This window comes from Cellulosimicrobium cellulans, from assembly GCF_016907755.1.
Taxonomy (GTDB): domain Bacteria; phylum Actinomycetota; class Actinomycetes; order Actinomycetales; family Cellulomonadaceae; genus Cellulosimicrobium; species Cellulosimicrobium cellulans_D.
Window position 1 is genome coordinate 3,863,910 of record NZ_JAFBCN010000001.1, and the last position, 13,666, is coordinate 3,877,575.

General features: G+C 72.5%; 12 protein-coding genes. 6 read left to right on the forward strand and 6 right to left on the reverse strand.

Annotated features, from left to right (window positions below):
• Positions 1-35: 35 nt before the first annotated feature.
• Together JOE63_RS16775 and rfbA are read left to right on the forward strand one after the other, a co-directional pair.
• The gene (locus JOE63_RS16775; protein WP_204542696.1) at positions 36-704 is read left to right on the forward strand and encodes a class I SAM-dependent methyltransferase; all 669 of its coding nucleotides are present in this window, start codon (positions 36-38) and stop codon (positions 702-704) included.
• Positions 705-756: 52 nt separating this feature from the next.
• On the forward strand, positions 757-1,620 hold the full coding sequence (gene rfbA / locus JOE63_RS16780) for a glucose-1-phosphate thymidylyltransferase RfbA (protein ID WP_087469573.1): 864 nt from the start codon (positions 757-759) through the stop codon (positions 1,618-1,620).
• A 28-nt stretch (positions 1,621-1,648) separates the two neighbouring features.
• Here rfbA and rfbD read toward each other — a convergent pair whose 3' ends face one another.
• The gene (gene rfbD, locus JOE63_RS16785) at positions 1,649-2,497 is read right to left on the reverse strand and encodes a dTDP-4-dehydrorhamnose reductase (RefSeq protein WP_204542698.1); all 849 of its coding nucleotides are present in this window, start codon (positions 2,495-2,497) and stop codon (positions 1,649-1,651) included.
• 72 nt (positions 2,498-2,569) lie between these two features.
• On the opposite strand from rfbD, the gene JOE63_RS16790 reads away from it, so the two are divergent.
• Both JOE63_RS16790 and JOE63_RS16795 read left to right on the forward strand, forming a co-directional pair.
• Positions 2,570-4,081 (forward strand): DUF2142 domain-containing protein, encoded by a 1,512-nt coding sequence (locus JOE63_RS16790; RefSeq protein WP_087469575.1) that lies wholly within the window; start codon positions 2,570-2,572, stop codon positions 4,079-4,081.
• 2 nt (positions 4,082-4,083) lie between these two features.
• A complete protein-coding gene (locus JOE63_RS16795) occupies positions 4,084-4,710 on the forward strand; it encodes a dTDP-4-dehydrorhamnose 3,5-epimerase family protein (protein WP_087472481.1) in 627 nt (208 codons plus the stop codon).
• A 34-nt stretch (positions 4,711-4,744) separates the two neighbouring features.
• Here the strand turns inward: JOE63_RS16795 and rfbB are convergent, their stop codons facing one another.
• The 3 genes from rfbB to JOE63_RS16810 form a co-directional block, all read right to left on the reverse strand.
• Positions 4,745-5,740 carry a dTDP-glucose 4,6-dehydratase gene (gene rfbB / locus JOE63_RS16800; RefSeq protein ID WP_087469576.1) on the reverse strand — a complete coding sequence of 332 codons (996 nt, stop codon included), beginning with the start codon at positions 5,738-5,740 and terminating at the stop codon, positions 4,745-4,747.
• A 65-nt stretch (positions 5,741-5,805) separates the two neighbouring features.
• Complete coding sequence (locus JOE63_RS16805; protein ID WP_087469577.1) at positions 5,806-6,762, reverse strand: NAD-dependent epimerase/dehydratase family protein; 957 nt, start codon at positions 6,760-6,762, stop codon at positions 5,806-5,808.
• On the reverse strand, positions 6,759-7,763 hold the full coding sequence (locus JOE63_RS16810; protein ID WP_244286232.1) for a glycosyltransferase: 1,005 nt from the start codon (positions 7,761-7,763) through the stop codon (positions 6,759-6,761). Before JOE63_RS16810 ends, JOE63_RS16805 begins: the two co-directional genes overlap by 4 nt.
• A gap of 89 nt (positions 7,764-7,852) precedes the next feature.
• Between JOE63_RS16810 and JOE63_RS16815 the strand changes: the two genes are divergently transcribed.
• Positions 7,853-8,407, forward strand: a complete 555-nt coding sequence (locus JOE63_RS16815) for a GtrA family protein (RefSeq protein WP_204542699.1) — start codon at positions 7,853-7,855, stop codon at positions 8,405-8,407.
• A complete protein-coding gene (locus tag JOE63_RS16820; protein WP_204542701.1) occupies positions 8,404-9,249 on the forward strand; it encodes a glycosyltransferase family 2 protein in 846 nt (281 codons plus the stop codon). Before JOE63_RS16815 ends, JOE63_RS16820 begins: the two co-directional genes overlap by 4 nt.
• Positions 9,250-9,267: 18 nt before the next feature.
• Here the strand turns inward: JOE63_RS16820 and JOE63_RS16825 are convergent, their stop codons facing one another.
• Together JOE63_RS16825 and JOE63_RS16830 are read right to left on the reverse strand one after the other, a co-directional pair.
• Positions 9,268-11,376, reverse strand: coding sequence for an acyltransferase family protein (locus JOE63_RS16825; RefSeq protein WP_204542703.1), 2,109 nt, complete (start codon positions 11,374-11,376; stop codon positions 9,268-9,270).
• Positions 11,373-13,658 (reverse strand): hypothetical protein, encoded by a 2,286-nt coding sequence (locus JOE63_RS16830; RefSeq protein ID WP_204542705.1) that lies wholly within the window; start codon positions 13,656-13,658, stop codon positions 11,373-11,375. Before JOE63_RS16830 ends, JOE63_RS16825 begins: the two co-directional genes overlap by 4 nt.
• Between the last annotated feature and the right edge of the window lie 8 nt (positions 13,659-13,666).

Sequence of the window (13,666 nt, forward strand, 5' to 3'; positions counted from 1 at the left end):
ACCCGAGGACAGGCACGACCCCGAGCGAGGTGCGCGTGACCCAGCCCGACGACAAGCCGTCCGTGCGTTCCGTGCCCAGCGGGCCCGGCGACGCCGCGGCGCGTGCCGCGAGCACGGAGGACGCCGAGTACACGCGTCGCCTGCGTGAGCTCCAAGGTGCCCGGTGGAAGAGGGTCCTGAACGTGCAGGCCCCGTACCGGTGGAACGTCCGGCACCACCTGGGATCTCGCCGGGCGCTCGACCTGGGGTGCGGGATCGGGCGCAACCTCCGTCACCTCGCCCCGGGCAGCGTCGGCGTGGACCACAACGCCTCGTCGGTCGCGTTCTGCCGCAGCCTCGGGATGGACGCCTTCACCCCCGAGGACTTCCTGGAGGCGAGCTCCGACGGGCGGCTCGCGCCGTTCGACGCCCTCCTCGTCTCGCACGTCCTCGAGCACCTCGAGCCCGGGAGCCAGGTCGAGATGCTGCGTCCGTACGTCGAACGGCTCGCCGCGGGTGCCCAGGTGCTCGTGGTGTGCCCCCAGGAGCGCGGGTACGCGTCGGACCCCACCCACACCGACTTCGTCGACGACCGGAGGATCGCGCAGGCGCTCGACCGGCTCGGCGTCGTCGTGGACGGGTCGCGTTCCTTCCCGTTCCCCCGCTGGACCGGCCGGTTCTTCATCTACAACGAGTTCGTCGTGCACGGGCACCTGCCGGCCTGAGCGACGCGAGCCCGTCGTGATCGCGCGCGACACGCGTGGGAGGATGGCGCCCATGCGTGGAATCATCCTGGCCGGCGGCTCCGGCACGCGACTGCACCCGATCACGCTCGGTGTGAGCAAGCAGCTCGTGCCGGTCTACGACAAGCCGATGATCTACTACCCCCTGTCGACCCTGATCCTCGCGGGCATCCGCGACGTGCTCGTCATCACGACCCCGCACGACGCCGAGCAGTTCCGTCGGCTGCTGGGCGACGGGTCGCAGTTCGGCATCTCGATCTCGTACACCGTCCAGGCCGAGCCCAACGGGCTCGCGCAGGCGTTCGTCCTCGGCGCGGACTTCATCGGTTCGGACTCGGCGGCGCTCGTCCTGGGCGACAACATCTTCTACGGCCCGGGCCTCGGTACGCGGCTCTCGCGGTTCGACGGCCTCGACGGGGGCGCCGTGTTCGCCTACCGGGTCTCCGACCCGACCGCCTACGGCGTCGTGGAGTTCGACGAGCACGGCAAGGCCCTCTCGCTCGAGGAGAAGCCGCAGCGGCCCCGTTCGAGCTACGCCGTCCCCGGCCTGTACTTCTACGACAACGACGTCGTCGCGATCGCACGGGACCTCGAGCCGTCGGCGCGCGGCGAGTACGAGATCACCGACGTCAACACGGAGTACCTCCGCCAGGGGCGGCTCCACGTCGAGGTGCTGCCCCGCGGCACGGCGTGGCTCGACACCGGGACCTTCGACTCCCTCCTCGAGGCGTCGGACTTCGTCCGCACGATCGAGAACCGTCAGGGCCTGAAGGTCGGTTCGCCCGAGGAGGTCGCGTGGCGGCGCGGATTCCTCACGGACGACGAGCTCCGCTCCCGCGCCGAGAAGCTCGTGAAGTCCGGCTACGGAAGCTACCTGCTGGGTCTTCTCGCACCCTGACCACCGCGGTCGGCGGGTGCGAGCGCCGTCAGCCCGCGAGGACCTCGGCGGCTGCCGCCCGCCACCGGTCCTCCCAGCGGGCGATCACGGGGAGCCCGACCGCCGCCAGCGGTGCGTGGTCCAGCACCGAGTACGCGGGACGCGGTGCCGGTCGCACGAACGCCTCGCTGGTCGTCGGCCGCACGCTCTCGGGGTCGTGGCCGTCGGCGACCGCGACGGCGCGCGCGAACTCGTACCACGAGCACGCGCCGCTCGCCGTCGCGTGGTAGACGCCACCGGGGGCGCCCGACACCACGAGGCGGTCGACGATCTCGGCCACGTCCCGCGTCCAGGTGGGCTGACCGACCTGGTCGGCGACGACGTCGACCCCGCCGCGCTCGCGCAGGAGCCGGGCGATGGTCCGGGGGAAGCAGGCGCCGCGCGCGCCGTAGAGCCACGCCGTGCGCACCACCAGGTTCTCCGGTGACGCCGCACGCACCGCCCACTCGCCCGCAAGCTTCGACCGACCGTACGCGGACACGGGCGACGGTGCGTCGTCGACGCGGTAGGGCGCGTCGGCCGTCCCCGCGAACACGTAGTCGGTCGAGACGTGGACGAGGCGGCGCCCGCCACGGGCGCACGCTCGCGCGAGGACGTCGGCACCGAGGGCGTTCACGGCGAACGCGTCGGACTCGTTCTGCTCCGCGCCGTCGACGTCCGTCCACGCGGCGCAGTTGACGACGACGTCGACCCCGGCGACCGCGTCCTCCACGACCCGGGCGTCCAGCACGTCGAGCTCCCGGGACGACGGTGCCCACACCTGCTCGCCCCGCTCGGTGAGCCGACCCGCGAGGTCCGAGCCGAGCATGCCCTTCCCTCCCGTGACCAACCAGTGCACGAGCGACCTCCGATCTGTGGGCGATGACCAGACGAGCGTAGTGGAGACCCCCGTCTCGTAGGATGACCAACCATGACCCCTGAGATCGGCGGACCTTCCCGCGCCCGCCGGACGGCCACCTGGGTCGTGCTCCCCCTGCTCGCCCTGGTCGCCCTCCTCGCATGGGGCTTCGCCTCGCCGGTCGGCTCGAGCCCGGACGACGACTTCCACCTCCCGTCGATCTGGTGCGGGCTCGGCGAGCGGGACGGCCTGTGCGAGCAGGGCTCCGAGGAGCTCACGCGACTCGTCCCGGCAGCGGTCGCGGGCGAGCCCTGCTATGCCCGCGACGCCGCTCGGGACGCGTCCTGCTGGTCCGGCTCGACCGACCTCGTCGAGACGGACCGGGTCAACACGACGCACCTGTACCCCCCGGTCTTCTACGCGACGATGTCGGTCTTCGCGTCGGCCGACGTCGAGACGTCCGTCCTGCTCATGCGGGCGTTCAATGCGCTCCTCTTCGTCGGGCTCGTCACCGGGGTGGCCGCTCTGGTCCCGGGGCGGCTGCGGCGCAGCGCCGTCCTGCCCTTCGCCGTCACGGCGGTCCCGCTCGGGGCCTTCGTCGTCCCCTCGACCAACCCCAGCTCGTGGGCGTACCTCGCGGCGGGCGTGACGTGGCTCGCGCTCTACGCGAGCACGCTCGTCGAGGGACGCCGCCAGATCGGGCTCGCCCTGCTCGCCGTGCTCGCCGGGTTCCTCGGCGCCGGAGCGCGTGGTGATGCCGGGATCTACGCGTGCCTCGCCGTCGTGATCGTCGCGATCCTCTCCCTCCGCCGCGACCGCCGTCTCGTCGTCCCGGCCGTGGCGGGCGCCGTCATCGCGGCGGTCGGCGCGCTCTTCTACCTGAGCTCGACGCAGGGTGGCCAGGTGAGCGGCGGCTTCGCCGACGGACCCGGAGGGCCGCCCCTCGGCGTGTGGGACACCTTCCGGACCGTGCTCGAGGTCCCGGACCTGTGGATCGGGGCCGTCGGCGGGTGGGGTCTCGGCTGGTTCGACGTCCCCCTCCCGGCCCTCGTCCCCGTCCTCGTCTGGGCCGTCCTCTCTGCCGCCGTGTTCCTCGGCCTCGGCAAGGCCACGCCCCGGACCCTGATCGCGGCGGTCGTCGCCCTCGGCGCGCTGTGGGGCATGCCGACGCTCCTGCACCAGCAGTCGGGGGTGCTCCCCGGCTCGTTCGTCCAGCCGCGCTACCTCCTGCCCGTGCTCGTCCTGCTCGTGGGCGTCCTCACCGTGGCGACCGTCCGGGGCAAGGTCGAGTGGACCCGGGCACAAGGCGTCGTCGGGGCGGCGGCGCTCGCGCTGGCGGCGGCGGTCGCCCTGTTCACCACGATCCGGAGGTTCACCGTCGGCATCGAGACGCCCGTGTGGAACCTCGACGGCGACCCCCGCTGGTGGTGGGACGTCCTCGCCCCGACCCCGCTGACCGTGCTCGTCACCGGCTCGCTCGCCGCGCTCGCCGTCTTCCTCCTCGCCGAACGACTGGGCAGAGCCGCTCCCACCCCCGAACGGGCCCTGGACGACGTGCCCGAACCCCGACCGACGGAGAAGTGACCGTGGAGATCCGAGAGCTCGACATCCCCGGCGCGTGGGAGCTCACGCCGCGCCAGTTCGGTGACGACCGAGGCGTGTTCCTCGAGTGGTTCCAGGGCAGCGAGTTCGCTGCGACGGTCGGGCACGACCTCGACCTCCGGCAGGCGAACCTGTCGGTCTCCGCCGCCGGGGTCGTCCGGGGGGTGCACTTCGCCGACGTCCCGCCGAGCCAGGCCAAGTACGTGACCTGCGTGAGCGGCGCGGTGCTGGACGTCGTGGTGGACATCCGCGTCGGTTCGCCGACCTTCGGCCGCTGGGACTCGGTGCTGCTCGACGACGTCGACCGTCGCGCCGTCTACCTGAGCGAGGGCCTCGGGCACGCGTTCTGCTCGCTCGAGGACGGCTCGACCGTCGCCTACCTCTGCTCGGCACCGTACGCGCCGGGCAGAGAGCACGGGATCCACCCGCTGGACCCGGGCCTCGCGATCGAGTGGCCGACGACGGACCGCCGTGGCCGCGCGCTCAGCCCGCTGCTCTCGGACAAGGACGCCCAGGCTCCGACGTTCGACGAGGCGCACGCGCAGGGCCTGCTGCCCCGCTGGGACGCCGTGCGGTCCTTCCTCGCCGACCGGCGGGGCACGGGCGCCTGAGCACCCGGGCACCCGCCGACCGCGAGGCCCTCTCCTACTGCCCGGACGCGGCGTACGTCGCCTCGACGCCGGCCTTCGCCGGGCGCCACCACGACTCGTTCTCCCGGTACCAGTCGACCGTCGCGGCGAGGCCGTCCCGGAAGTCGGTGTAGCGCGGCTCCCAGCCGAGCTCCTCCCGGAGCCGCGAGGCGTCGATCGCGTAGCGCAGGTCGTGCCCGGGGCGGTCGGCCACGTGGTCGAAGTCGTCGGAGGGACGCCCGAAGATCTCGAGCAGCGTCCGCACCACGTCGAGGTTGCTCGTCTCCCCGTCGGCACCGATGAGGTAGGTCTCCCCGATCCGACCGGCGTCGATGATCCGCCACACCGCGCTGTTGTGGTCCTCGACGTGGATCCAGTCACGCACGTTGAGCCCGGCACCGTAGAGCCGGGGGCGCACGCCGTCGATGAGGTTGGTCACCTGGCGCGGGATGAACTTCTCCACGTGCTGGTACGGGCCGTAGTTGTTGGAGCAGTTGGAGAGCGTCGCCTCGACCCCGAAGGAACGGACCCACGCACGCACGAGGAGGTCGCTCGCCGCCTTCGTGGAGGAGTACGGGCTCGAGGGGTTGTACGGGGTCGTCGGCGTGAACTTCGCCGGGTCGTCGAGCTCGAGGTCGCCGTACACCTCGTCCGTCGAGATGTGGTGGAAGCGCACCCCGTGCCGGCGGACGGCCTCGAGCAGCGTGAACGTCCCGACCACGTTGGTGCGCACGAAGGGCGACGGGTCGTTGAGAGAGTTGTCGTTGTGGGACTCGGCGGCGAAGTGCACGACCAGGTCGTGCTCGGCGACGAGCGGGTCCACCACGTCGGCGTCGGCGATGTCGCCCTGCACCAGGCGGACCCGGTCCGCCACGGGATCGAGCGACGAGCGGTCGCCCGCGTAGGTGAGCGCGTCCAGGACGGTGATCTCGACGTCCGGGCGCTCCCGGACGCTCTGGTGGACGAAGTTGGACCCGATGAAACCGGCTCCGCCGGTCACCAGCATCTTCATGTGCGCTGCTCCTGCCAAGTCGTCGTGCGGCCGACCGACCACTCTAGACGACCGGTCCCCCGGTCTCAGACCCGCGTCCGTGCCCGCAGGGCGAGACCGATGTCGGCGCCCGTCGCGGCGATGCCCACCGGGAGCGGCACGAACGCGCGGCGGTCCACCTCGGGCCACACCCGGGACCGGAACCGCAGGTCGAGCGCCTGCCGAGAGGCGAACGGAGACGCCGCGAGCACGGCCTGGGGGCGGCGCTTGTAGATACGGCGCATCTCGCCGAGCAGGGTGGCGATCGAGACCGACTGCTGCGACGCGAGGATCTTCACCACGGGGTCGCTCCCCGGCGGGAGGGCGGCCACGCGGTCGAGCGTGTCGAGGACCATCGCCGCGCAGTCGTCGACGAAGAGGTAGTCGCGGAGCGTGTCCAACGGGACGTAGATCCCGATCGGGCGGGCCGTGTGGTGCGCCAGGCAGAGCTGGGAGATGAGCCCTTGGGGTTTCGCGAGGTTCTGCCCAGGACCGTAGATGTTCGCGATGCGTGCCAGCACCACGCGCGTGCCCGCCCCGGCGAGCGTACGGAAGGCCTCCTCCGCGTCGAGCTTGGCACGCCCGTACGCCGCCAGCGGCCGCGGCGCGGTCTCCTCGCTGAACGGTGGACCGTCGCTCCCGGCGTAGAGCCCGCCGGCCGACGAGGCGAAGAGGAGCGCGCCCCGTGCCGCGACGTCTGCCGGGAGCGCCCGCATCCGGGACACCACGTCGCGGATGACGTCGAGCTCGGCGCCGAGCGCGTCGGCCGTCGACGCGGTGACCCCCGCCCCCGCGGCCCAGACCACGGCCCACGGCCCGTCGCCCGCCGTCCGGAGGAGCTCGTCGACCGCGCGCCCGAGGTCCTCGACGGCGTCGGCACGCACGCCCCACCGCACCCGCGCCCGGACGGACGGCGTCCCGCGGCGGCCGAGCTCACGGGTCACGGCCCGGCCGAGAAGCCCCCCCGCGCCCACGACCAGGGTCGCGCTCCCCGGACCGGTCATCGATCGCGCGCGCGTCCGAGCGGGCCCTGCGCGGGGTCGCTCACGATGAGATAGAGCGGCCTGCCCATCGCCATGTTGACGGCCACCCCGATGTACTCCGCGACCACACCGATCGCGAACAGGATGAGACCGGTCGCCAGCAGCATCACGACGATGAGCGACGTCCAGCCGGCAGGGACGGACTCGCCCGCGATGCGGGCGATCGTGAGCGCGACCGCGACCACCACGCCCGCGACGCCGAAGACCGCGCCGAGCACGCTCACGATCCGCAGCCCCCGGGTGCCGCTCGAGAGCACCATCCGCCAGAAGTGCGACAGGAGGCGTCGCAGCGAGTACCCGGACCGACGTTCCCCCTCGTCACGGAGCGCGACGGGGGCCGTGGTGACGGTTCCCGCGACCCAGCCGAGCGCGACGTCGAGATAGACGCTGGGGCCCGCGTACGCGGCCACGGACCGACCGATCTCGCCGAGGACGAGCCGATAGCTCTGGTAGAGCGACGTGTCGGTACCTCCCGCGAGCGCCTCGATCACGCGCTTCGCCGCCTTGGACGTCACGTTGCGGAACGCGGAGTGCGGAGGGGCGTTGGTCGGCGCCGCGTAGACGACGGTCGCCCGCTGCGCCAGCGCCGCGTCCAGCAGCACCCCCATGTCCGCGGGATCGTGCTGGCCGTCCTCGTCCAGCGTGACGATCCAGTCGCCGCCGGAGGAGGCCATCCCGGCGAGGGTCGCGGCGTGCTGCCCGAAGTTGCGGCTCAGCCAGACGGGCCGGACGACGTCGTACTTCGCGGCGAGGTCGCGGATGACCGCGGCGGAACCGTCGGGACCGTGGTCGAAGACGAGCAGGACCTCCGTGACCTGGGCCTGCGCGCCCGCCGGTGTCGCGAACGGGGCACAGAGCCTCTCGAGCTCCTCGAGGAGTGCCGGGAGCGTGCGCTCACCCTGGTACACGGGAACGACGACGGAGATCTTGTGAAGGCCGCCGTCGAGGTCTTCGTTCGTCACGCTGGAGACTATAGTCGTTGGGTCGTCGCAGCCCGTCCGCCCTCGGGTGCGCCCGCGAGCTCCGAGAAGAGGTACCCCGCCCGATGGTCATGGACCCGGAGCCCCCGACGACGGACGCCCCCGGATCGCCGACCCCGGCCCCTCCCGCAGGGATGCACGGGTCGCTCGGTCCTCTCTTCTCCCTCGTCAAGGACCAGCGGGTCGCGTTCCTCATCGTGGGCGGCCTCAACACGGTCATCGGCACGGCGTGGTTCGTCTTCTTCGAGATGCTCCTGCGCGACCAGCTCGGCCGGTTCGGCTACATGGCGAGCCTGGTCTGCGCCCACGTCGCGGCCGTGCTCTGCGCGTTCGTCCTCTACCGCAAGTTCGTCTTCCGGGTGACGGGGCACGTCTGGCTCGACCTCGCCCGCTTCGAGGTGGTGAACCTCGGCGCGCTCGGCGTCAACCTCGTCGCCCTGCCGTTCGTCGTCGAGCTCTTCGGGCTCGCACCGATCCCCGCCCAGCTCCTCATCACCTGCGTCACCGCGCTCATCAGCTACTTCGGCCACAAGGGCTTCTCGTTCCGACGCAAGAAGCCGGCGCCCACCGACGTCGCCGACACCGACGCTCCCGACAGCCACAGCAGAAAGGACGCCCCCACGTGAGCCCTCGCGTCTCGGTCGTCGTGCCCGCGTACAACAACGGCGACTACATCGCCGCGACGATGCGCTCCGTGCTGGACCAGACCTTCGACGACTTCGAGCTCGTCGTCGCGGACCACTCGTCCAACGACGACACGTGGGAGCAGCTCCAGGCGTTCGCCGACGACCCCCGGGTGCGGCTCGTGCGGACGGAGGCGGGCGGCGGAGCCCGGAGGAACTGGAACCGGGTGAGCGAGCTCGCCCGGGGCGAGCTCATCAAGCTCGTCTGCGGGGACGACCTCGTCCACCCCACCATGCTCGCCCGCCAGGTCGCGGCGATCGACGCGGCCGGTCCCGGGGCCGTGCTGGTGGCGTCGCAGCGAGATCTCGTCGACGCGCGCGGCGACGTCTTCGTCCGTGCGCGGGGCCTGGGCGACCTCGACGGCGTCGTGGACGGCGCCGAGGCGCTGCGGGCCACCGTGCGCTCCGGCACGAACCTCTTCGGCGAGCCCGCCTGCGTGCTCATGCGCACCGACGCGCTGCGACGCGCGGGGTGGTGGCAGGACCTGCGGTACTACATCGACGCCGGCTCGTACGCCCACGTGATGGTCCAGGGACAGGTGGTCGCCCTGCGCGAGTCCCTCGCGTCGTTCCGCGTCAGCGCGAGCCAGTGGTCCGTCCGCCTGATGCAGGAGCAGGCGGAGGAGGCGGCGGAGTTCCACCGCCTGGCGCGCGAGCTGGCGCCCGCCACGATCACCGAGCAGGACGTGCGCCGAGGTGACCGTCTGGCGAAGGTCGTCGCCCTCCAGCGTCGCGCCGCCTACCTCGTGCTCGGGCGTCGCATGCGTCCGCGCGGCCAGGACTGAGCGGTACCGCCGGGCCCCTCACCCGAGCCCGAGCTCGCGCGTGAGGCGCGGCAGCAGGCTGAGGGCGTACGTGTCCGTGAGGTGGTTGTCGCGGTACACGAGGACGTTGCCCTCGACCGCGCGGCACTCCTCTGGCTCGCAGAGCCCGTCCGTCAGGTCGACGACGTCGACACCGTCGAGGTTCCGTGCGGCCTCGACCGCCGGGTCCACCACCTTCCCGTCGACCGGACGGGGGAACGCACAGGCGAGAGCGCCGGGGCCGTGCTCGGCCACGCACTCGGGTCCGACGAACGGCGGATAGGGCGTGTCCCGCACGACGACGACACGGATGCCCGCCTCGACGAGCGGCCGCAGGGTGTCGCGATACGCGGCGACCGCCGTCGTCTCGTCCGCCCACCCCCACCCGAGCGCCGTCCGGTAGCCGTCGGCGGTCATCCCCGAGACGACGACGAGCTCGGGTCGCTCGTCGAGGATCAGCTGGAGGTTCCTGCGGTTGCGTTCCCCGCACTCGGCGAACGGAATGCCCTCGCTCGACATCGGGTCGAGGGTGAACGGGCAGCCGTTGCGCACGAGCGCGGTCAGCCGGAGGCCGTGCTGCTCCGCGATCCTGGCGAGCGGTGTGCTCAGCACGGCGGCGTGCGAGTCACCGACGAGCACGACGGGGGCGCCACCGTCGGCGCCGTAGCGGCACGTCGAGGCGTCGACGGGCACGGCGCTCGACTCCGGTGCGGTGATGTCCGCCTCGATGCAGCGGTCGAGGTTGACCACCGGCAGGTCGCCGGCCGCGACGAGCGGGTCCGGGACGATCGTGGCCCCCGCAGGTGCCACGACGCCGTCGAACACGGCTGCGCCCGGGTTCTCCGCACCGGCGACCACCTGGGTCGCCGCGTCCGATCGCGCGACGACCTCCGCGAGCGGGACGACGGCAACCGCCAACGAGAGCCCGACCAGGCCCGCGCCCAGGGCGTACGTCGGTGCGAGAACGGCCCGCGGGCGCGCGTGCCGGGCCGCGGCCGGTGTCGTGGTCGGGCTCCGTCGGAACGGTGCCTCGACCCACCTCGTCGAGGCCGCCGCGGCGAGGACGGACAGAGCGAGCACCGCGAGCGCGAGGGGTGCGGTGAGCTGGGCGCCGCCGACGACGACCAGCGCGAAGACGATGATCGGCCAGTGCCACAGGTACAGGCTGTAGGAGATGTCGCCGACGTACACGAGCGGGCGGGCAGAGAGCGCGCGCGCGACTCCCGTGCTCGGCCCGGACGTGGCGCCCGAGACGAGCAGCAGCGCGGTCCCCAGCGTGGGGACGAGCGCGATCCAGCCGGGGAACGCCATCGAGGTCGAGTAGGTCGCCGCCGGCACGAGCACGGCGACGAGCCCGACGACACCCAGGGCTGCACCCGCCCGCCGAGACCGCACGCGCGCGCCGAGGAGCGCGACGAGCCCGCCGAGCGCCAGCTCCCAGGCTCGTGTCGTCGTGACGAAGTACGCGACCGCCGGCTCGGTCGCCGAGAGGAAGACCGACCAGACCAGCGACGCGACGAACGTGACCGCGAGCATGGCCGTCACGACCCGACGCGACGCGTGCCCGGTCCGTCGCGCGACGAGCGCGGCCACGACCATGAGCAGCGGCACGACGAGGTAGAACTGCTCCTCGACGGCCAGGGACCAGAAGTGCTGGAACGGTGAGACCTCTGCCGTGGCCTGGGCGTACTCGTCCGGCCCGTAGGCCAGGACCCAGTTCTGCACCTGGAGCGCCGACGTCAGGGCGCTCGAGAGCACCTTCCGCCACTGCGACTCGGGCAGGAGCAGGAGCGTGCCGACGACCGACACCACGATGACGAGCGTCGATGCCGGGAGCAGCCGACGGATCCGACGAGCGTAGAAGTCGGCGAGCCGCACCCGACCGGTCCGCGAGAGCTCGCGGACGAGGGAACCGATGATCAGGTAGCCGGAGATCACGAAGAAGACGTCGACGCCGACGAATCCCCCGGGCAGCAGGCTCGGCCACAGGTGGTAGACGACGACGACACCCACGGCGAGCGCACGCATCCCCTGGACGTCGCGGCGCCCGTGGCCCGTCCGCGCCCCCTGGTCCTGGTGCGCGGCCGCCGTGCCCGGCCGCGCGTTCACGTCCGGGCGGACCGGGTCGCGCTCGCGCGGCGGAACCGGGGGACGGCCAGGGAGAGGATCGACCAGACGAGGGCGCCGCCGATCGCGACGCCCAACGAGACCAGCCCGACGGTCCATCCCGGCGGGAGGAACGAGACGGTCACGCGCTCGCCCGCGCTCGTCGGCGGGACGTCCACCGTGAGCAGGTAGTCGCGCACGGGGTCGGCGAGCGAGGCACCCTCCACCGTGTATCCGGGCCACGCGAGCCGGGAGAAGACGATCTGGCCGCCACCCTCGGGGACGCCGTCGACCGTGAGCTCGACCCTCGTGCCGGTCACCGTGACGTCGGAGACCTCGGTGCCCTCGGACGTCCAGGCGATCCCGCCCGCCGGATCGACGGGCTCGTCCCGCACCCACGCGACGCTCAGGGGGGTGCGGCCCGCCTCGTGCCAACCGGGCGGAGGCTCGGCGTCGGCGTACGGGTCGGGCGACTCGCCGTCGGACCGCCGGACGATCTGCAGCGTGCTCACGGAGAGCAGGTCCGCGACCGGCCGTCCCGTGGTCTCGTCGGTCGCGAAGAGGGTGTCCACGACGTCCCAGCACGTAGCACCGTGAGACGACATGCAGAGGTCTTCGGAGTAGGTGCGGTACTGCAACGGGGTGTAGACGTTCTGGACGGACGCGTCGTTGAGGTACCAGAGGTTCGCGTACGCGACGTCGCTCCAGGCACCGGGGACGAACTGAGGCGTGCCCACGACCATGACGTCGCCCTCCGCCTCGGGGAGCTTGTCCTGGTAGTCGGCCCGCTGCCCCGAGAGCCCGTAGTCCGGGAGCGGTGCCTGAGGGATCGTGGCGTGCTGCAGGACGACCACCAGCGTGGTCACCGCGAGCCCGCCCGCCAGGACGGCACGCGTCTGCCGCGGCCCACCCCGTCGGAGGAGCATCCCGAGCGCGACGACCCCGGCGAGCGCGAGCACGGTGGACGCCGCGTAGACCTTCCACCACGACGGCGCCTCGGCGTACGCGAAGTAGGCGCCGACGAGGACCACGACGGACACCGTGACGATCCTGCGCGTGCTCGGCCGGCCTGCGGCCCGTGCCAGGAGGACCACGACCACACCGATCACGCACGTCGCGAGGTACGGCATGAGACGGGCAGGGAACCGCAACGGTCCGACGGCGCTCGGCCCGAGGACGAAGACGGCGGCGAAGGCGCCGACGAGAAGCAGCCCGAGCAGAGTGGGCAGGACGCTCCGTGCCCGGTCGAGCCGGACGAAGAGCACGGCGGGGAGGAGCCACGCGATGTACAGGATCGGCCCGGGCGCCGGAAGCCCCCAGAAGCCGGACACCCAGGGCTGGGCCGTCGCGATCCACGACGTCGAGAGGCCCGAGAGGTCCGGGGACATGAAGTTGTCGTTGAGGATCCCCGTCGCGTCCCGCACGGTGACCGGTGCGGTGAGCAGCCCGGGCAGATAGCTCGCGAGCGCGACGAGGCCGAGGAGCGCCCCCACCGCGAGGACGCGGACCGCCCCCGCCCGCCGCCGGGCGACGAGCGCCTCGACCAGCGTCGCGAGGATCACCGCGATGAGCATGATCGTCCCGTGGACGTATCCCACGGTGATGACCAGGTAGCCGCCCAGGAAGGCCCACAACGGGCTCCCCTCCCGGCCTGCCACACGGCGGAGACCCCACCACGCCCACGGAAGGAGGGCCCAGACGAAGAGTCCCGTGACCCACGACGCGGCGTCCACGTAGACGGTGAACCCGGTGCACGTCGTCAGCACGGCCCCGAGGAAGCCCCAGGTGCGGTCGGCGCCGTAGGAGCGCAGCACGAGGAACCAGCCGCCGGCCGCGATCGCGAGGAACGCGATCTTCACCAGGGCCGCGTACGCGGTCATGTCCTGGGCCGCGCTCGCGCCGAGCCCGACCAGCATCATGAGCGGGTTGAAGAGGCCCCACTGGCCTTCGGCCGCGTAGTTCCCCGCCATCCACCGGCTGGGCTCGAAGAACGGTATCTCGCCGGCCCGGAGGCTCTGCCCGATGACGTACCAGATGCCGTACGCGCCGGTCTGGGTGTCATCGTTGAAGTAGAAGCGCTCGTCGAACAGGTACGGGACGAACGACAGCGCCACCGCGACGACGACGAGGGCGAGAGCCACGAGCGGGCCACGACGACCCCGCTCGCCCCACGCCCGGAAGGCGTCCCACCGCGCGGGGTCGGACGGCGCCTGCGTCGGGGCGCTCGCACCGGCCTCGCCGTCCGCCGTCGCCACGACCGTCGCCGGGTCGGTGCCGTCTTCCATCGTCGCCA